17 protein-coding genes and 1 pseudogene are annotated in these 18,984 nt (G+C 66.1%); 3 read left to right on the top strand and 15 right to left on the bottom strand.

The window, feature by feature from the left end:
* Positions 1-24: 24 nt before the first annotated feature.
* The 7 genes and pseudogenes from scpB to FRZ44_RS13365 all read right to left on the bottom strand — a co-directional run.
* Positions 25-576, bottom strand: a pseudogene (gene scpB, locus FRZ44_RS27300) (SMC-Scp complex subunit ScpB); the annotation flags it as partial.
* Positions 573-1,379, bottom strand: coding sequence for a segregation and condensation protein A (locus FRZ44_RS13340; protein ID WP_151177660.1), 807 nt, complete (start codon positions 1,377-1,379; stop codon positions 573-575). The gene FRZ44_RS13340 and the pseudogene scpB, both read right to left, overlap by 4 nt.
* Positions 1,380-1,388: 9 nt before the next feature.
* Positions 1,389-2,087 (bottom strand): site-2 protease family protein, encoded by a 699-nt coding sequence (locus tag FRZ44_RS13345; protein WP_151177661.1) that lies wholly within the window; start codon positions 2,085-2,087, stop codon positions 1,389-1,391.
* Positions 2,088-2,112: 25 nt separating this feature from the next.
* A complete protein-coding gene (gene nagZ, locus FRZ44_RS13350) occupies positions 2,113-3,126 on the bottom strand; it encodes a beta-N-acetylhexosaminidase (RefSeq protein ID WP_151177662.1) in 1,014 nt (337 codons plus the stop codon).
* A 37-nt stretch (positions 3,127-3,163) separates the two neighbouring features.
* Entirely contained in the window at positions 3,164-4,267 is a 1,104-nt protein-coding gene (locus FRZ44_RS13355) for an SPOR domain-containing protein (protein ID WP_151177663.1), read from the bottom strand.
* On the bottom strand, positions 4,267-6,021 hold the full coding sequence (argS, locus tag FRZ44_RS13360; protein ID WP_151177664.1) for an arginine--tRNA ligase: 1,755 nt from the start codon (positions 6,019-6,021) through the stop codon (positions 4,267-4,269). Before argS ends, FRZ44_RS13355 begins: the two co-directional genes overlap by 1 nt.
* Positions 6,022-7,248: a deoxyguanosinetriphosphate triphosphohydrolase gene (locus tag FRZ44_RS13365; RefSeq protein ID WP_151177665.1), complete on the bottom strand. Its 1,227-nt coding sequence runs from the start codon at positions 7,246-7,248 to the stop codon at positions 6,022-6,024.
* A 198-nt stretch (positions 7,249-7,446) separates the two neighbouring features.
* On the opposite strand from FRZ44_RS13365, the gene erpA reads away from it, so the two are divergent.
* Positions 7,447-7,797 (top strand): iron-sulfur cluster insertion protein ErpA, encoded by a 351-nt coding sequence (gene erpA / locus FRZ44_RS13370; RefSeq protein ID WP_151177666.1) that lies wholly within the window; start codon positions 7,447-7,449, stop codon positions 7,795-7,797.
* Between the two features lie 409 nt (positions 7,798-8,206).
* On the opposite strand, the gene FRZ44_RS13375 is transcribed toward erpA, so the two are convergent.
* Positions 8,207-8,899 carry a 2-phosphosulfolactate phosphatase gene (locus FRZ44_RS13375; RefSeq protein ID WP_151177667.1) on the bottom strand — a complete coding sequence of 231 codons (693 nt, stop codon included), beginning with the start codon at positions 8,897-8,899 and terminating at the stop codon, positions 8,207-8,209.
* A 127-nt stretch (positions 8,900-9,026) separates the two neighbouring features.
* Between FRZ44_RS13375 and xth the strand changes: the two genes are divergently transcribed.
* Complete coding sequence (gene xth / locus FRZ44_RS13380; protein ID WP_151177668.1) at positions 9,027-9,833, top strand: exodeoxyribonuclease III; 807 nt, start codon at positions 9,027-9,029, stop codon at positions 9,831-9,833.
* 9 nt (positions 9,834-9,842) lie between these two features.
* On the opposite strand, the gene FRZ44_RS13385 is transcribed toward xth, so the two are convergent.
* From FRZ44_RS13385 to FRZ44_RS13410, 6 genes are all read right to left on the bottom strand, one after another.
* On the bottom strand, positions 9,843-10,820 hold the full coding sequence (locus FRZ44_RS13385; protein WP_225308678.1) for an ABC transporter ATP-binding protein: 978 nt from the start codon (positions 10,818-10,820) through the stop codon (positions 9,843-9,845).
* Between the two features lie 14 nt (positions 10,821-10,834).
* On the bottom strand, positions 10,835-11,851 hold the full coding sequence (locus FRZ44_RS13390) for an ABC transporter ATP-binding protein (RefSeq protein ID WP_151177670.1): 1,017 nt from the start codon (positions 11,849-11,851) through the stop codon (positions 10,835-10,837).
* On the bottom strand, positions 11,851-12,822 hold the full coding sequence (locus FRZ44_RS13395; protein ID WP_151177671.1) for an ABC transporter permease: 972 nt from the start codon (positions 12,820-12,822) through the stop codon (positions 11,851-11,853). Before FRZ44_RS13395 ends, FRZ44_RS13390 begins: the two co-directional genes overlap by 1 nt.
* Positions 12,822-13,871, bottom strand: coding sequence for an ABC transporter permease (locus FRZ44_RS13400; protein ID WP_151177672.1), 1,050 nt, complete (start codon positions 13,869-13,871; stop codon positions 12,822-12,824). The genes FRZ44_RS13395 and FRZ44_RS13400 overlap by 1 nt, the downstream gene beginning before the upstream one ends.
* Before the next feature lie 77 nt (positions 13,872-13,948).
* Positions 13,949-15,670 carry an ABC transporter substrate-binding protein gene (locus FRZ44_RS13405; protein WP_151177673.1) on the bottom strand — a complete coding sequence of 574 codons (1,722 nt, stop codon included), beginning with the start codon at positions 15,668-15,670 and terminating at the stop codon, positions 13,949-13,951.
* Between the two features lie 49 nt (positions 15,671-15,719).
* Positions 15,720-16,619 (bottom strand): proline iminopeptidase-family hydrolase, encoded by a 900-nt coding sequence (locus FRZ44_RS13410; protein WP_151177674.1) that lies wholly within the window; start codon positions 16,617-16,619, stop codon positions 15,720-15,722.
* A gap of 377 nt (positions 16,620-16,996) precedes the next feature.
* Here FRZ44_RS13410 and FRZ44_RS13415 point away from each other — a divergent pair, with 377 nt between their 5' ends.
* Complete coding sequence (locus FRZ44_RS13415) at positions 16,997-17,458, top strand: SgcJ/EcaC family oxidoreductase (RefSeq protein WP_151180280.1); 462 nt, start codon at positions 16,997-16,999, stop codon at positions 17,456-17,458.
* Positions 17,459-17,467: 9 nt separating this feature from the next.
* Here FRZ44_RS13415 and FRZ44_RS13420 read toward each other — a convergent pair whose 3' ends face one another.
* Positions 17,468-18,976: a M81 family metallopeptidase gene (locus FRZ44_RS13420; protein ID WP_151177675.1), complete on the bottom strand. Its 1,509-nt coding sequence runs from the start codon at positions 18,974-18,976 to the stop codon at positions 17,468-17,470.
* Between the last annotated feature and the right edge of the window lie 8 nt (positions 18,977-18,984).

The raw sequence follows: 18,984 nt of genomic DNA on the forward strand, positions 1-18,984 counted from the left end.
CTGCATCGCCGCCATCACGCCGGCACCCAGGGTCGAGATGGCCGGTCGCGCATCGAGCAGGCCCGCGGCCTTGAGCTCCTCGACGCCGGGCAGCGCCTCGAGGCTCTCGAGACCGAAATGGCTGAGGAAGGCGTCGGTCGTGACCCAGGTCACCGGACGGCCCGGCGTCTGCCGGCGACCCTTCGGCTTGATCCAGCCCACTTCCAGGAGCTTGTCGAGCGTACCCTGGGACAGCGCCACGCCGCGGATCTCCTCGATCTCGGCGCGCGTCACCGGCTGATGATAGGACACGATCGCGAGGGTCTCGATCGCGGCCCGCGACAGCTTGCGAGTGACCGTGGTCTCGATCGCCAGCCGGTCGGCCAGATCGGAGGCGGTGCGGAAGCACCAGAGGTCCTCATGGCGGACCAGATTGACGCCGCGATTGGCATAGAGGCCCTGCAGTTCCAGCAGCAGCTCGTCGACATTGGCCCCTTCGGGCAGACGCTTGCCGAGGGCCGGCGCCGGCAGCGGCTCGGCCGCCGCGAACAACATCGCTTCGAGCAGTCGGATCAGTTGGAAACGGTCTTCGCTCATGGTGTTTCACTCTGTTGCGCGGGCCGACGCAGATAGATCTGCCCGAAGACGCCATCCTGGCGCAGTTCCACGCGACCCGACCGGGCGAGCTCGAGCGTGGCGGCGAAGGTCGCGGCCATGGCGGAGCGCCGGCGGATGGGGCTGGCATGAAGCCCGATATCGTCGGGCAGGAAGGCCTGCAGCGTCTGCCAGTCGGGCAGCATCATGCCCAGCATCGAGCCGAAGCGCCGCAACACATCGTCCATCGAATAGAGGTCGGTCGGCAGGATGCGCAGATGCCCCGTCTGCTTCGACTGGACATGGCTCGCATAGGCGCGCAGCAGGTCGTAGAGCTTGGTGTCGTAGACCGAGGTCTCGACGATCTTGATCGGCTCCGGCGCGCCGCGGCCGAAGAAGTCCCTGCCGAGCTGGGCGAGATTCATGAGCTTCTGGCCGGAATCCTGCATCGACTGCAGGCGCTGCAGCTGGAAGGCGAGCGCCGCCGCCATCTCGGCGCCGGAAGGCTCGGCATCGCCGGGCGGCTCGGGCAGCAGCAGGCGCGATTTCAGATAAGCGAGCCACGCCGCCATGACGAGATAGTCGGCGGCGATCTCCAGGCGCAGCTGACGCGCGCGCTGGATATAGGCGAGATACTGGTCGGCGAGCTCCAGGATCGAGAGCTTCTTCAGATCGACCTTCTGCTCGCGGGCGAGGCCGAGCAGCATGTCGATCGGGCCTTCATAGCCCTCCAGATCGAGCCGGAATTCGGCGTCGCTGCCGGGCTCGGGACGGTCTTCTTCGAAGGATGGATGAAGCTCGGCCATGGCGATCTTCTAATCCAAACCCGCCGCCATGACGACGAGTTTCAGAAGCCATTCGACGATCACGGAAATGAACCGAGAAACGAACGCAAGATCGACCCCGATCTGCCTGCCAACATAGGGTAAAATTACGATCAGCAGCAGGATGATCAAAATCCCGTAGCGCTCGATTCGCGAGAATCGCATCGCCATCGGCCGCGGCATCAGCGCCACCGCGACTCGGCCGCCGTCGAGCGGCGGCAGCGGCAGCATGTTGAACACAGCGAGCCAGAGATTGAGCAGGATCGAAGCCCGCAGCATCTCCTGGCCCCAGTTCGCCACACTGTCAGGCATCAGCGGCAGCAGATGCCAGAGCAGCGCCGAGATGAAGGCGAGCAGGATGTTGGTCACGGGTCCGGCGGCCGCGACCGCGATGATGCCGAGCCGGATCGGCTTCAGCCGGCTGAAATTCACCGGCACCGGCTTGGCCGCGCCGAAGGCAAAGGCGCCGTGGGTCGCCAGCAGCAGCATGGCCGGCATGACGATGGTGCCGAAGGGGTCCACATGGCGGAACGGGTTGGCGCTGAGCCGGCCCGCGCGCTTGGCCGTGTCGTCGCCGAACTGGTTGGCGACGAAGCCGTGCGCGGCCTCGTGGAAGGTGATCGCCGTGAGGAATGGAATCGCCCAGATCGAGATCTGATAGAGCAACTCCTGGACATCGAAGCCGCCCATCAGCGCGGCTCCCGCAAGGTCAGGGTCACGCGAGTCCCCGCATCAGCGCATCGAACCGCGCCTCGTCCACGGCGGCGGTGACGATTCCCGCCCGTTGCATCGCGCGGCCCCGCTGAAAGCGGCGTTCGGCCTCGGCCGACATGCTGCCGGCGGCGGCCGCGATCCGGATCATCTCGTCCATCTGTCCGTTGCAATGGAGCGCCACGTCGCAGCCCGCGGCCAGGGCCTGCCGCGCCAGGTCGCCGAGATCGCCCTTGAGCGCCTTCATCGAGAGATCGTCGCAGAGCAGCAGCCCGTCGAAGCCGATATGGCCGCGGATGATCTCGGCGATGACCTTGGGCGACAAGGTCGCCGGCCGGTCGGGATCGATCGCCGTATAAACCAGATGGGCGGTCATCGCCCAGGGCATGTCGTTCAGCAGGCGGAAAGCTTCGAAGTCGGTGGCCTCGAGCTCGGCCCGCGGCGTCTTCACCACCGGCAGCTCGAAATGGCTGTCGGACATCGCGCGGCCATGGCCGGGGATATGCTTGATGACCGGCAGCACGCCCGCGGCCAGCAGACCCTCGCAGGCCGCCCGGCCCAGCTCGGCCACCCGCTGCGGCGCCATGCCGAAGGCGCGGTCGCCGATGATGTCATGGGCACCGGGCAGGCGCAGATCGAGCACCGGCGCGCAATCGACGTCGATGCCGAGCGCCGCCAGGTCGCGGCCGATCAGATGGCTGTTGATCCGCGCCGCCTCGAGCCCGGCGCTGCGGTTGCGGTCAGCGATGGTGCCGAAGCGATCGGCGGGCGGGGCCGCCCGCCATTGCGGCGGCTTGAGGCGCGCCACGCGTCCGCCTTCCTGGTCGATAAGGACCGGCGCATCCACGCGTCCCACCGAGCCGCGCAGATCGGCGACCAGCGCGCGGATCTGATCCGGCGTCTCGCAATTGCGCGCGAACAGGATGAAGCCCAGCGGGTTGGTGCGGGCGAAGAAGACACGCTCCGCCGCGCCGAGCTGCGGGCCGGCGCAGCCAAAGATCGTCGGTGACAGGGTCATGCGGCGTCGCGCGTCCCTGACGTGAGTGCCGGCGAGCTCATGGTTTGACCACGATGCAGCTCTGGCCGCGCTGCCCCAGCTTGCCGCAGAGATCGTTCGCGGCGGCGCGATCGGCCAGGGGGCCGGCCTGCACGCGATAGAAGATCCCGTTTCCGCCGAGATCGATCTTGTCGATGTTCAGGGCCAGATCCTTCAGCAGGTCCGGATACTTCTTCTGGAAATTCGTCCAGGCCGTCTTGGCGGCATCCTCGGACTTCAGCGCCACGAGCTGCACCCGGTAATTGCCGGCGGTCGCCGTCTGGGTCGTCGCCGGGGCGGTGGTCGTGGCGGTGGCGGGTGCCGCGGTCGTCGTCGTGGCGGGCGCGGCGGTCGTGGTCGCGTTGTTGGCCGCGGCCGTGGCCGTCGTCGCCGCGCCGGTCGTGGCCTGGTTCGTGGTCGGCACCGTCGCCGCCGGCGGCGCCAGTGGCACCTCGACCGAGGGCACCGCGGGCGCTGCCGTTCCGTCGGTCGCCGCCGTGCCGTCACCCGCCGTCGCGGTGGCCGCGGGCGCCGGCTGCGCCTCGGGCGGCGGCGTCAGGGGCTCCTCGGGCGGCGGCAACAACTGCTCGGTCGTGGATTGCGTCTGGTTGTTGGCCGTCTGGTTGAGCACGGCCGAATCCATGCCCTCGACCGCGAGGCCGCCCTCATTGGTCGGCTTCACCTTGTCGGGCCCCTCGGGCGCGGCGATCAGCGGGGCCGAATCCTGGACGCCCTCGCCCTGCATCTCGATGGCGAGATAGAGGAACAGCGAGATCAGGATTACCACCGGAACGCCGACCACCGGCAACAGGAACATCAGCCAGTTCCGGTGCTTCTTGATGCCGGAATCTTCCTTCGGCGGCTTCGGGCGCGGCGGATGATGATCCTCGCCGTCGCGCTGGAAATGAATCGGGGCCGGCGGGATCTCGCCGACCGGCTCGTCGTCGAGCAGGCTCTGCTGCTTCGGCGCCGCGCGCTCGGAGCCGGGCCCCATGCCGCCCAGCCCCAGGGTCGGTTCCAGGCGCGCATCGCCGCCGGGGCCCGCCTGGCGTTGGCTGCGCCGCGCGAGGGCCGACGAGATCTGGGCCTGCAGATCGACTTCCTGTGACGGATCGTTCGCCATCAGCGCATCTCCTCGACCGGCTTCACGCCGAATATCCCGAGCCCGGAAGCGATCACGACCGTGAGCGCCTTCACCATGGCCAGCCGCGCCACCGTCACGTCCCGGTCGCCCGCAATCAGGAACCGCAAGCTGGCTTCGTCCTTGCCCTTGTTCCAAAGGCCGTGGAAGGCAGCCGCCAGATCATAGAGGTAGAAGGCGACCCGGTGCGGCTCGTGGGCCTCGGCGGCGCTCTCCACGAGTCGCGGCCAGCTTGCCATCAGCTTGATCAAACCCAGCTCGGCGGAGTCGGTCAAGCGCGTGGCCGGCGCCTGCGCCAGGGCCGGCGGTGACAAATCGATGTCGCCCATCTCCTCGGCCGCATGGCGCAGCACCGAGCTCGCCCGCGCATGGGCGTACTGGACATAGAAAACCGGGTTGTCGCGCGACTGCTCCAGCACCTTCTCCAGGTCGAAATCGAGCGGCATGTCGTTCTTGCGCGTCAGCATGATGAAGCGCACCACGTCGCGCCCGACTTCATCCACCACCTCGCGCAGGGTGACGAAGGTCCCGGCCCGCTTCGACATCTTCACCGGCTGGCCGCCGCGCATCAGCTTGACGAGCTGGCAGATCTTGACGTCGAGCGCGCCCTTCCCCCCGGTGATCGCCGTCACCGCCGCCTGCATGCGCTTGATATAGCCGCCGTGATCGGCGCCCCAGATGTCGATCATGGTGGGGAAGCCGCGCATGAACTTGTCGTAGTGATAGGCGATGTCGTTGGCGAAATAGGTCCAGCTGCCGTCCGACTTCTGCAGCGGCCGGTCGACATCGTCGCCGAACTGCGTGGCGCGGAACAGGGTCTGCGGCCGCGGCTCCCAGTCGTCGGGCGCCTTGCCCTTGGGCGGCTCGAGCACGCCGACATAGATGAGATCGCGGGATTTGAGCGTGTCGAAGGCCTTCTGGACCGCGCCGACTTCCACCAGCCGGCGTTCGGAGGAGAAGACTTCCTGCTCGATGCCGAGCGACTTCAGGTCGTCGCGGATCAGCGCCATCATCGCGTCGATGGCGAAGGCGCGGATCGGCGCCAGCCATTCGCTCTCGGGCTTGTCGAACCATTTGCGCCCGTCGCGATCGGCAAGCGCCGCGCCGGCGTCCTTGAGATAGTCGCCCGGATAGAGGCCCTCGGGGATGGTGCCGATGTCGTCGCCCAGCGCCTCGCGATAGCGCAGATAGGTCGAGCGTGCGAGCACGTCGACCTGGGCGCCGGCGTCGTTGATGTAGTATTCGCGCGTGACCCTGTGGCCGGCCTTGGCCAGCAGCGAGGCCAGCGCATCGCCGATCACCGCACCGCGCGCATGGGCGATATGGAGCGGCCCCGTGGGATTGGCCGAGACATATTCGACATTGACCGAAGCCCCCGCCCCCATCGACGAGGTGCCATAGTCGGTCCCGGACGCGAGAATGTCGGCAAGCCGCGCCTGCCAGAACTCGTCCTTGAGCCGCAGATTGATGAAGCCGGGTCCCGCGACGCTGGCCTCGGACACTTGCGGATGGGCCGCGAGCTTCGCCACCAGCGCCTTCGCCAGATCGACCGGCTTCAGGCCTGCGGGCTTCGCCAGCACCATGGCGGCGTTGGTCGCGAGATCGCCATGCTGGGCCTCGCGCGGCGGCTCGACATTCACGCGCGTCGTGTCCAGCCCGCCCGTGAGCTTGCCTTCGGCCACGAGCCCGTCCAGGGCCTTCAGAATCTCGTCGCGTATGAATTTATGCGGATTCATCTATTCGCTGCTCTCGCCGAAAAAACGCTCATGTTCCTGGAGGGCGTACCGGTCGGTCATGCCCGCGATGTAATCGGCCACGATGCGCGCCACCTTGTCTCGGCGCACACCGTCGCACTGGGCCGCCCATTCCGCCGGAAGGCGGCCCGGATCGCCGAAGTAATACTCGAACAGCTCGATCACGATTCGGCGCGCCCGGTCGGTCATGCGGGTGACCCGATCATGGCGATACATATGCTCGAAAAGAAAGGACTTTAGCGTCCGGTCATGCTCGCTCATGGCGGGCGAGAAGGCGACCATGGCGCGGCCGAGCCGACGCAATTCCTCGACCGACCGGGGCCTGGCCTCGGCCAGGCGGCGCTCGGTCTCGACGATCAGGTCGCTGACCAGGAGATCGATCACGCGCCGGATCGATTCATGCACCAGGCGCCCATGCTCGATCCCCGGATAGCGCGCCGCCACTTGCGCGAAGACGGGCCCCACCAGCGGCAGGTCCGCCAGATCCTCGACGGGAAAGAGTCCGGCGCGCAGTCCGTCATCGATGTCGTGGGTGTTGTAGGCGATGTCGTCGGCCAGCGCCGCCACCTGGGCCTCGGGGCCGGGCCAGCCGTCGAGCTCCAGGTCCTGAACTTGCGCCGAATATTCCGCGATGGTCTGCGGCACCGCACGCGCCTTGGCCTTGGCGCTGGCGCCGGGCCCGACCAGCGGGCCGTTATGCTTGACGACGCCTTCGAGGCATTCCCAGGTCAGATTGAGCCCGTCGAACTCGGCATAGTGCCGCTCGAGCCGGGTGAGGATGCGGAAGGTCTGGGCGTTGTGGTCGAAGCCGCCATAGGGCGCCATCGCCGCGTCCAGCGCCTCCTCGCCCGCGTGGCCGAAGGGGGTGTGGCCGAGATCGTGGGCAAGCGCCACCGCCTCCGCGAGATCCTCGTCCAGCCCCAGATAGCGGCTGACGCTGCGGGCGATCTGCGCCACCTCGATGCTGTGGGTCAGGCGCGTCCGGTAGTAATCGCCCTCGTGAGAGACGAAGACCTGGGTCTTGTGCTTCAGCCGCCGGAAGGCGGTCGAATGGATGATGCGGTCGCGGTCGCGCTGATAGGGCGAGCGGGTCGGGCTCTCGGGCTCCGGCAGCAGCCGGCCGCGGCTGTTCGCGGCCTGGGTGGCATAGGGCTGGAGCGCATAGGGCAAGGTCTGCCGCGGCGCCAAAGGGCTGGATTCGGCCGGCATGGCGCGGGGACACTAGCCCGCGGGGCCACCCCGTGGCAACGCTCCTGGCTTGCCCAGATTTCGCCTTTTTCCTTGAAATGCCAAGGGCCTGAGCCGAATAACCCAGTGCAGCCGTTTGACAAATCCCGGTTCATCCCTAAATTCAGGGCACGAGACCGGCCGCCGAACGGAGGCCGGGCCCTGAGGAGCCGCCGATCCATGACCCATATGCCGAGCCCCGACCGCCTCGTGAACCTGACGCCCAGCGCCGCCAAGCGCGTCGCCCAGCTGCGGGCCAGCGAGGGCAACGAGCGGCTCATGCTGCGCCTCTCGATCTCGGGCGGCGGCTGCGCCGGCTTCCAGTACGGCTTCTCGCTCGACGACCACCTGCTCGACGACGACGCGGTGTTCGAGCGCGACGGCGTGAAGCTGGTGATCGACGGCACGTCGCTCGATCTCCTGGCCGGCTCCGAGGTCGATTTCGTCGAGGATCTGGGCGGCGCCTATTTCAAGGTCCAGAACCCCAACGCCTCCTCTTCCTGCGGCTGCGGCAGCTCCTTCTCGGTCTGATCCCCCTCCTTACCCCCGCCGCGTATAGCCCGAGAGCAATCTCGATCGCGCAGTCGTGACCGCGGTGACGCTACCAATCCAGGTTCGCGGACCTGCATTGGGGGCAAATCGCGATTTCGCCGGTTATCGGTCCGCCGCATCGATGACATTTCCTATGCTCCCTGCTCACATGAAATGCGAGGGTCTTGGCCTCTCCCAGACCGAGGCCGAGTTTCGATTTTCCGAATCGAGCGCCTTCTATGCGGCTTTTCCGAGTGGTTTCGGCAAACGATCTCTTTTCGTCGCCTGACATGGCCTCCGGCCAAACAACGTTTGTCCCGCATCTCGGACAGATAACGCAGGGCCGCCCCTTTGGCTCTATGAGAGACATGGGTTCTTCGGCTCCCATACTGCCGTCGTTCTGCCGACATTAGTTCGGCCGCTCCATTCGGGCTACCGGGCGCTCGCCCTCCAATTCGACGCCGATGGCGAAGTCATAGCGGTCGACGTCGAGGGCGATATCAAGATCGCCCGGATGCAGATAAGGCCGAGACGGGTCGCCGAAACGCTTCGCCTCCTTGCCCGCGAGAATGACTTTACGAACAGCGTCCGGATCGCCGGCTCTGCCCTCCAGAAGATTGCGTAAATGCAGAGCGCATAGTTCGTCTTCGTCCGTTCGAACGACCGCGTTGTTTCCCATGGCAACCAGCGTGACACAGTCGGGCGTCGTCGAAAGCAGCGCTCGCACCGTGCCGCTTGCCGTTACCAATGACGCCGCGTACAGGCGTTTCGCGCGCCTCGCCGCGACGATCCCTTGCGTGCCGGCGCCCGTGCGTTGCGCAACCACTTGTCCCTTGAAGTCGATCCTCGATATCTCGAAGGGCGAGTTTCCAAAGTCAAAGCCATTGGGAGCGATACCTCCCACTTCACCCATGCATATCTGCGCCATGCCGCTATTGCGCAACGCCAGGGCCTCCTCAACGCTCTCGACCATGATGATTCGAGCCGCGCCATTGGCCAGTGCAACGGCGGCCGTGGTAAAAGCTCGAAAGACGTCAATGATCGCCACGCTGCCCGTTGCCTTTTCTGCCCCGGAAAAGAGGCTATCGACGATGATCTTCATTGGCAGCGTCCGCCAAGCTTCGAGAAGACAGATAATGCGCCCCGTTCTGGGCCGCAGGCCAGTAGAACCGATGTTACCTGCCTTCCTCCAGAATCGATTATGATCCGATCCGAAGGAACCGCCGCCCATGACCCGCATCGCCACCTGGAACGTCAATTCGATCAAGGCGCATCTGGCCTCGACCCTCGCCTGGGCGAAGTCGGAGAAGCCGGATGTCCTGCTGCTGCAGGAGATCAAATGCCTCGATGACGGCTTCCCGCGGCTCGAGTTCGAGGATCTCGGCTACAATGTGGAGACCGTGGGCCAGAAGACTTATAACGGCGTCGCGATCCTCTCGCGCCATCCCCTGACGGTCGAGCAGCGCTCCCTCCCCGGCGCCAAGGACGACGAGCCCGCGCGCTATATCGAGGCGCTGATCGAGGTGCCGGGCGAGCAAAAATCGTCCAAGCGACAGGTGCTGCGCGCGGCCTCGATCTATCTGCCCAACGGCAATCCCTCCGGCAGCGAGAAGTTCGCCTACAAGCTCGCCTGGATGGAGCGGCTGATCGCCCACGCCAAGGCGCTGCTGAAGGAAGAGGAAATCCTGGTGCTGGGCGGCGACTACAATGTCTGCCCCACCGACGCCGATGTGTACGACCCCGAAGGCTGGCGCGACGACGCGCTCTGCCGCCCGGAATCGCGCGCGAAATATCGCGAGCTGCTCTATCTGGGCTTCACCGACGCCATCGCCGCGCGCCATCCGGAGCCCGGCAATTACACCTTCTGGGACTACCAGGCCGGTGCCTGGCAGAAGAACAACGGTTTGCGCATCGACCACCTCGCCTTGTCGCCGCAGGCCGCCGATCGGCTCGCCGATTGCGGCATCGACAAGCGGCCGCGCGGCAAGGAGAAGCCGTCGGACCATGTCCCGGTTTGGTGCGATCTGGAGCTTTAGCGGCGCCGGTTATTCCAGCGGGTAGTGGCAGGCGACCTGACGCCCCGCCTCGATCTCGCGCAACGGGGGCCGCTCCGTGCGGCAGAGGTCGGTGGCGAAGCGGCAGCGCGGATTGAAGCGGCAGCCTGCGGGCGGGTTCATCGGGCTCGGCACGTCGCCCGTCAGCACGATCCGCTTGCTGCCGGCGGGCCGATCGACATCGGGCACCGGCACGGCCGAGATCAGCGCCTGCGTATAGGGATGGCGCGGCTTGCGATAGAGCGCCTCGGTCGCACCCAGCTCCACGATCGAGCCCAGATACATGACGGCGGTGCGGGTCGAGACCTGGCGCACCACGCTCAGATCATGGGCGACGAAGACATAAGTCAGGCCCAACCGCTCCTGCAGGTCGGCCATCAGATTGACGATCTGCGCCTGGATCGAGACGTCGAGCGCCGAGACCGGCTCGTCGGCGACGATCAGGCTGGGTTCCAGGGCCAGCGCGCGGGCGATGCCGATGCGCTGGCGCTGCCCGCCCGAGAACTCGTGCGGATAGCGCTGCAGATGATCGGGCATCAGCCCGACCAGCGCGATCAGGTCGCGCACACGGTTGTCGATCTGCTTGCGCGTGCCATAGCCATGGACCCGCAAGGGTTCGGCAATCAGGTCGCCGACCCGCCGGCGCGGATTGAGCGAGGCGTAGGGATCCTGGAACACCATCTGCATCTGGCGCCGGAACGGGCGCAGCTGACGGAGGCTGAGGCGCGAGATGTCCTTGCCGCGGAAGTAAAGCTCGCCCTTGGTGATTTCATAGAGGCGGACCAGGCAACGGCCGAGGGTGGATTTGCCGCAGCCGGATTCGCCGACCAGCCCCAGCGTCTCGCCCTGGCGGATCTCGATCGAGACGCCATCCACCGCATGGACCGTCTTGCGCCCGCCCTGAGCGAAGCGGCTGCCCACGGTGAAATTCTTGGTGATGCCCACGCCCTTGAGCAGCAGTTCGTTCATGTTGGCCGGGACGCTCATTCGGCACCCGCGACCGACTGATTGCGGGTCTCGAAGGCGGCGGCGCGCTGCTCGGTCGAGAGGAAGCAGGCGGCCTTGTGATCGCCCTCCCCCTTCAGCGGCGGGCGCTCGTCGCAGGCCTCGAAGCGGTAGCGGCAGCGCGGGCCGAAAGCGCAGCCCGCCGGCAGGTCCAGGAGCGAGGGCGGCGCGCCGGCAATCGAATTCAGGCGCCGGGGCCGCGGACCCGACAGCGGCGGGATCGAATTGAGCAGTCCCCAGGTATAGGGATGCCAGGGGTTCTTGAAGAGATCGCGCTTGGTGCCGCGCTCGACGATGCGCCCCGCATACATGACCTGGACCCGGTCGGCGACCTCGGCCACCACGCCCATGTCATGGGTGATCAGCACGACCGAGGAGCCGAAATCGCGGCGCAGCTTCTGGATCAGCTCGAGGATCTGGGCCTGGACCGTGACGTCGAGGGCCGTGGTCGGCTCGTCGGCGATCAGGAGCGACGGGTTGCAGGAAAGCGCCATGGCGATGACCGCGCGCTGGCGCATGCCGCCCGAAAGCTCATGCGGGAAGCGGTCGACGGTCACGGCCGGGTTGGGAATGCCCATGGCGCCCAGCAGCTCGACCGCGCGCTTGCGGGCCGCGGCATGCGAGATCTTCTCATGGGCCAGGATCTGCTCGGCGATCTGCCAGCCGATCGAATAGACCGGCGTCAGCGAGGTCATCGGGTCCTGGAAGATCATCGCGATCTCCTTGCCCCGCACCTCGCGCATCGCCTTGCGCGACAGGCCGATCAGCTCGCGGCCCTTATAGACGACCGAGCCCTCGATCACGGCGTTGGGATCGTTGATCAGGCCGACGACGCTCAGGAGCGAGATGGTCTTTCCCGAGCCGGATTCGCCGACCACGCCCAGGATCTCGCGCTCGCCGACATCGAAAGAGATGCCGTCGACCGCCCGCACCAGTCCATGCTCGGTGCGGAACGAGACCCGCAAGTTCGTGACGCGAAGGATCTCCGGGCCCATCAGCGCGCCCTCACCCGCGGATCGAGGAAGGCATAGAGGAGATCCACGATGGCGTTCGCCAGCACGACGAAGAACGAGGCGTAGATTACGGTCGCCATGATCACCGGCAGATCGAGATTGAGGAGCGCGTCATAGGTGAGCTTGCCGACACCTTGCAGCCCGAACACCACTTCGGTCAGGAGCGCCGCGCCGCCGACCAGCGCGCCGAAATCGAGCCCGAACAGGGTGACGACCGTGATCAGCGAGGTGCGGAGGGCGTGATAGATCATGATCCGCGTCTCGCTGAGCCCCTTGGAGCGCGCGGTGCGGATGTAATCTTCCTGCCCCGCCTCGACCAGGCTCGCGCGCAGCACGCGGCCATAGAGGCCCATATAGAGCACGGCCAGCGTGATCCAGGGGATGATGAGCGTGAGGAACCAACCCTTCGGATCCTCGCTCAGCGGCTTGTAGCCCAGCGGCGGCACCCAGGAGAACAGCCAGCTGTCATGGAAACGGCTCTGGGTCAGCAGGTTCATCACCTCGCCCAGCCAATAGACCGGCATGGAGACGCCGATCAGCCCCAGGATCATCAAGCCGCGATCGAGCCAGCTTCCCTTGGTCGAGGCCGCCAGCAACCCGATGACGATCCCGCCGAAGACCCAGAGCACGGCCGCTCCCGTCACCAGCGAGAGCGTCACGGGGGCCACGGCGATGACGGCCGGCACCACCTTCCAGCCGCGATTGACGAAGGAGGTCAGGTCGCGCGTGATGAAGAGGCGCTTCATCATCAGCACGTATTGAACCGGCAGAGGCCGGTCGAGGCCGAAGTCGGCCCGCACCGCCGCCAGCGTCTCTTGCGAGGCGTTTCGTCCGGCGATGCGCGCCGCCGGGTCGGAGCCCGGCGTTGCGAAGAAGATCAGGAACACCAGCACGCTGATGCCAAACATGACGAACAGCATCTGGCTGATGCGCTGCACAGCGGTCCCTAACATCAGGCGGACCTCAAGCGGAGCTTGGAGCGCGGATCGAGCGCGTCGCGCACACCGTCGCCCAGGATGTTCAGGGCGAGCACAGCGATGACGATGGCGATGCCGGGTGCCAGCGCCACGACGGGGCGCGTATAAAGCAGCGCCTGCCCGTCCTGGATAATGGTGCCCCAGCTGGCATCCGGCGGCTGGACACCGATCGAGAGGAAGGACAGTGCCGATTCCGTCAGCATATTGAGCGCCATCAGCAGCGGCACGAACACGATCAGGGTGGTCGTCACGTTCGGCAGGATGTCGCGGATCAGGATCCGCCAGCCCGGCACGCCGAGCCCCACGGCCGCCAGCACGAACTCGCTTTGCCGCAGCGACAGCACCTGGCCGCGGATGGGCCGCGCCACATAGGGCACATAGACGATACCGATGATGAAGATCGGCAGCCACAAGCTGTCAGAGGTAATGGAAATGGGTCCGATATCGATGCCCTTGGCGATCAGCACGATCGAAAGCGAGATCGCCAGCAGATAGACCGGGAAGGCCCAGAGCACGTCGAGAACGCGCGACAGCACCCAGTCGGTGCGCCCGCCGAAATAGCCGCTGGCGAGACCGGTCAGAGTCGCAAAGAAGAGGCAAATGACGGTCGAGGCGCCCGCGATCCAGAGCGAATTGCGGCCGCCATAGAGCAGCCGGGCGAACACATCGCGGCCCTGATTGTCGGCGCCGAGGAAGAAATTCCGGATATCCCAGGTCGGTCCGATCGGCGTGAAGCCCAGCCCCAACCCTTCGGTCGAATTCTCCATGACGGGGACCATCTCGCCATTGCGCTCGATTTGGCCGTCGAGATTGGAGCGAAAGGGATCGGTGTGGGAGACATACTCCGCATAGGCCGGCGCCAGCAGGCAGGCCAGGACAACCAGGATCACAACGCCGAGAGCCGCCATGGCCGCCCGGTCATGCCAGAGCTTGAGAAAGGCCGTGGCCCAGGGGCCGCGGCTGGTGCGCGTCAGCGGAGCCAGCGCCTTGGTGAGGCCACCTGGAGATGCGGTATCGTCGGTCATATCATGCGGTCGCCGCCCCGGCGACCGCACCTTCCGGTGCGACCGCCGAGGCCGACGTGTCCTTGATCACTCAGGCCTTATTTCACCCAGGACTGCGTGACGACCCAGTAATACTGCGCATTGAAGATGAAGTTGCCGAGGCGCTTCGAGACGAAGTCGACATGCTTCGGCGTGAACAGCGCCGCGGCCGGGGCGGCGTCGGTCACTGCCTTGTCGATCTCGGTCCAGAGCTTATCGGCTCCGGCCTGGTCGGTCACCGCCAGCGCCAGCGCCTGCTTCATCTTGGCGTCGATTGCCTTGTCGCAGAAGCCGGAAATATTCACCGATGAATCCGAGCCCGGATGGAAGGAATCGCAGCCGAACAGGATGTTCAGGAAGTCCGACGCCGCGGGGTAATCCTGATACCACTGCGACACGCTGATCTGGACGTTGTTGTTGGTGTTCTGGATATAGGTGAACTGGATGTTCGGCGAGATCGGCTTCACGCTGGCGTCATAGCCGATATCCTTGAGCACGCTCTGCAGATAGACACCGATGCTCTTGGATACGGCCGTGTCCTCGACGATCACGGTGACCTTCTGCCCAGCGGTGCCGGATTCCTTCACCAGCGCCTTGGCTTTCTCCAGATCCGGAGCCGACCATTTCGTGCCCGGGTTCTTGGTGAAGGGGCAGTAATCGACATGGCCGGGGAAGCCCGGAGGCAGGACCTGGCAGACCGGCGCCGCCAGAGCGGGACCACCAAACAGGTTCACCAGCGCCTTGCGGTCGATGGCGTAGCTCACCGCCTGGCGCGCCTTCTCATTGTTGAAAGGCGCGATGTTGACGTTCATCGGCGCGTACCACCAGGCCGTCAGCGTGTTGATGAAGACCTGGTCCTTGTATTTGGTGCCGATCTCGGCGAGACGGTCGGTCGGCGGCTGGTCGAACATCCAGTCCGCTTCGCCGTTCTGCACCGCCGTCACTTCCGCTTCGTCGGTCAGGTTGAAATCATAGAGCACGACATCGGGATAGCCGTCGGGCTGCGCGTCGGCGCTCCATTCCTTGAAGTGCGGGTTGCGCACCATCTTCATCTGTTTGTTGGGATCGTAGCTCTCGATCATGTAGGCGCCGGTACCAACTGCCGGCACGGTGCCGAGATCGCTCGTCGCCGTATCGGCCGGAACGATCACGGCATGCGGTACCGAAAGCTTGTAGAAGAGCTCGGGATCGGGCGCGGTCAGATTGATGGTGATGGTCCCAGCCGCCTCGTCGCCGACGACGCCGCCATCGAGCGTGCAGGTGGCCGGATCCTTGAGGCAGGCGTCGGCGCCGACGATGCCGGCATAGAAGGTCCCGGAGGTCGGGCTCGAGACCTTGAAGATGCGCTGGAACGAGGCGACCACGTCCTTCACGGTGACGTCGCGACCGTCCCAAAACTTGATGCCCTGTCGCAGCTTGAAGACATAGGTCTTGCCGTCGTTCTGCGGGGCGGGAATCGCCTCGGCCAGATCCGGCACGACGGTGAAGCCGTCGGCGCCGCCGGCATGCTTGAAGGTCACCAGCCCGTCATAGAGCGACTGATAGATCTGCCAATATTGCAGCGTGTAATTGATGTGCGGGTCGATCGTGCCGCCGGCGGAGCGCGCCACCAGGCGCATCGTTCCCCCCTTATGCTCGGCCATCAGCGCCGCGACCTGCGTCTGCTGCGGCGACAGGACCGTTCCCGGGGCCGCCGGCTCGTCCGCCGCGGCAACGCCGTTCCAGGTTAGCAGGGCGCCGGCGACCGCGAGGCCTCCCAGCGTCGATTTTCTCCAGCTCATGTTTCGCTCTCCCTTTCTGTCCGGTTTGTGGGGTCGGGCCTGGTTATGGTCAGCGGTCATGCTGGTCGAGGAAATCGCCCACGACCTTCATGCATCGCTCCGTTTCTTCGACATGCGGCATGTGGCTCGACTGCTCGAAGATCTCCCAGCGAGCCTGCTTGATCTTGTCCTTGAAGGGCTGCACCACGGCCGGCGTCGCCTCGTCATGGCGCCCGGAGATCAGCAGCACGGGTGCCGTGATGCGATCGAGCCGATCGACGATGGTCCAGTTCTTCAGCGTGCCCACGACATGGAACTCGCTGGGCCCGTTCATGGTGAAATAGACGGTCGGGTCGGCCTCGATCTGCGCGAAGCTCTTGGCGACCTCGTCGGGCCAGGGCGTCACCCGGCAGACATGGCGGTCGTAGAAGACGCGCATGGCCGTCGCGTATTCGGGCGAGTTCGTGGTGCCGGCCTTCTCATGCTTCAGCAGCGTCGCCTGAACCTCGGCGGGCAAGGCGTCGCGCAGTTTGTTGGCTTCCTGCACCCACAGCACCATCGAGGGCGGCGAATCCGCGATCACGATCGAGCGCATGCCCTTGGGCCGCCGGACCGCATGCTCCGCGCCCAGCATCCCACCCCAGGACTGGCCGATCACATGATAGGAAGTGGCCATGCCGAGATGGGCCAGGAGGTTGTCCAGTTCGTCGAGGAAGAGCTGGACGGTCCAGAAATCGGCGCCCTTCTCCGGCAGATGGGTCGAGAGGCCGCAGCCCAGCTGGTCGTAATGCACGACCGCCCGGCCGCGTTCGGCCAGGCGCTTGAAGCTGTCGGTGTAGTTATGGGCGGCGCCGGGGCCACCGTGAAGGATGACCACGGGCGGCTTGCCGCTCTTGAGATCGCCGGTCACCCGGTACCAGGTCTGATATCCGCGGAAGTCCGCGCGGCCTTCGCGAGCCGGAACCGTCATGTTCGTTCCTGTCGTTCGGAGCCGCTCGCAACCAGAACGCGCTCCGCCGTCTCCCAGATCAGGGAAAACCGATCGCAAGCTTCGATGAGATTACGAAGGCGCGGTCCCTGTATTGCCGCGTTGTTGTTGGGGGATGTTCCCCGATCCCCCTCGACCGGTCAACTGCCCGGAAGATGGAGGCCGGGCCGATCAACCCTTCATGAACGAAACCGGCGGTGGAACCTCATTGGTTCGGACCGGTTTCAAGGACCGGTCGTGGCAATCTTGGGTCCTTGCCGGCCGGCCGTTGCCCTGGGCCGGACCGGGACGATAGGGTGCCGGAACCTTCGGAAGAACTGGCATTGCCGCTCCGAACGAGCACGGGGACAACCCAGATGATGCCATCGCCGGAAGAGACGGTTCGCGGGCTCTATGAGCGCCTGCTGGAACGATGGAACGAGCGCGATGCCCGCGGCATGGCGGGCCTGTTCGCGATCGAAGGCAATCTGGTCGGTTTCGACGGCAGTTCCGTCAACGGGCGGATGCCGATCGAAGACCATCTGGGTCCGATCTTCCGCGATCATCCCACGCCGCGCTTCGTGGCCAAGGTCCGCGAGATCCGGTGCCTGGCGCCGAAGGTCATGCTGCTGCGCGCCGCAGCGGCCATGGTCGCGCCCGGCGCCGGCGACATCAACCCGGCCTTGAACGCCATCCAATCGCTCGTCGCCGTGCGCCGCGACGGCAATTGGCAGGTCCAGCTCTTCCAGAATACGCCGGCGGCCTTCCACGGCCGGATGGCGGAAGCCGAAGCCCTGTCGGAAGAATTGCGGAGTGCAGCCAAAGCCGTGGTCGGCGACTGATCGTTCGCTTCAGCGGGCGGTACCGGCGAAGGCGGGCCCCAGCGGCATGAGCCGCAAGCCCGGGCGCAGATGTTTGTAGGGCAGCTGCAGATGATCGGCCGGATTGGATCCGGGCGAGGCCACCACCAGAATTTCCTCGGCGATTGCCTGGAAGTCCGCCCTGAAATGCACCGAGCTTTTGAGCGCCAGGATCTTCTGGCGCTCCGGCTCGATCCCGACATGACGGAACATGGAGCGGTCGGCCGCCTGCTGCTTGCGGCTCGATACCACGACGCGCACGCCTTCATGCTCGAGCAAGGCCATGGGCCCGAGCTGCATCCGCGAGCCGAGATAGAACGGTCCGGTCGCGGTGAAGCTGCCGCTGCCGAGGCGCTCCACCTTGAAACGGCCGCGATAGGGCGTGAGGCCGGCGAGCCCCGACTTGTTGCCCAGGCCGATCTCGATCGTCGCCCCCTCGCCCGCTTCATGCGCGTGAGCGGCACTCTCTGGATCGCAGACCAATCCGACGACCGCGCCCTTGGCATGGGCATGCACCAGGGCCGCGAAGACGCCCATCGTGTCGGAGTTCGTGCCGGCACCGGGATTGTCTTGCGTGTCGGCGAGGATGACGGGCTTGGCGGCGCGCGCCTCGCGCACCATGGCTTCGGCCACGGCTTCGTCGGGCTTCCAGAGGCGGCCGGCGAAGGCCGGCTCGCTCTTCTCCACCAGCTGCTCCAGCAGGTCCGCCGCACGGTCGGCCGCGGCCTGGGTCGTCGCCTGTGCGATCACCGCAGGGCCGCATTCGCGGATATCCGCCGGCGGAAAGCCGGGCGTGAAGGACATCGACAGGATGCCGGGCTCGCGCTCGAGCTCCTCGAGCCGGCGATAGATCGAGGCCGCCGGCTCGATCAGGGTGCATTGCCAGGTCAGCGGGATGAGGAACGGCGCCTTGCGCAGCGCCCCGAAACAGGGCGTGCCGCCGATGAGGCGGTCCAGCAGCCCTGCCGCCCGCGCGCCCGTCTCCGCCATGTCGACATGCGGATAGGTGCGGAAGGCCACCAGCGCCGTGGCATGGCGCACCATCGATTCCGTCACGTTGGCATGGAGATCGAGCCCGACCACGATCGGCAGCGTCTCGCCGACCAGAGCGCGGATCCGCCGCAACAGCTCGCCTTCGCCATCCTCGTGATGCTCGGCGACCATGGCGCCATGCAGATCGAGATAAAGACCGTCGAGCGGCAGCGCCTGCCTGATGTCGTCGAGCAGCATGCCGGCGATACGCTCATAGGCCTCGCGCTCGACATGGGCCAGCGGCGTCGCCGAGCACCAGGTCAACGGCACCAGCTCATGGCCCAGCCCCAGCGTCGCCTCGACGAAACCGGCGGCCGGAAGATTGATGCCCTTGACCGCCTCGACCATGGCGGGTCCGCGCACCAGCGCCGGCCAGCCATCGGCCATGGCGAAATGCTCGAAGCGCGCCTTCGTCGGAGCAAAGGTGTTGGTTTCGTGAACGAAGCCGCCGATCGCGAGCCGCGCCATCAGATCGA

The organism is Hypericibacter terrae, assembly GCF_008728855.1.
Classification (GTDB): domain Bacteria; phylum Pseudomonadota; class Alphaproteobacteria; order Dongiales; family Dongiaceae; genus Hypericibacter; species Hypericibacter terrae.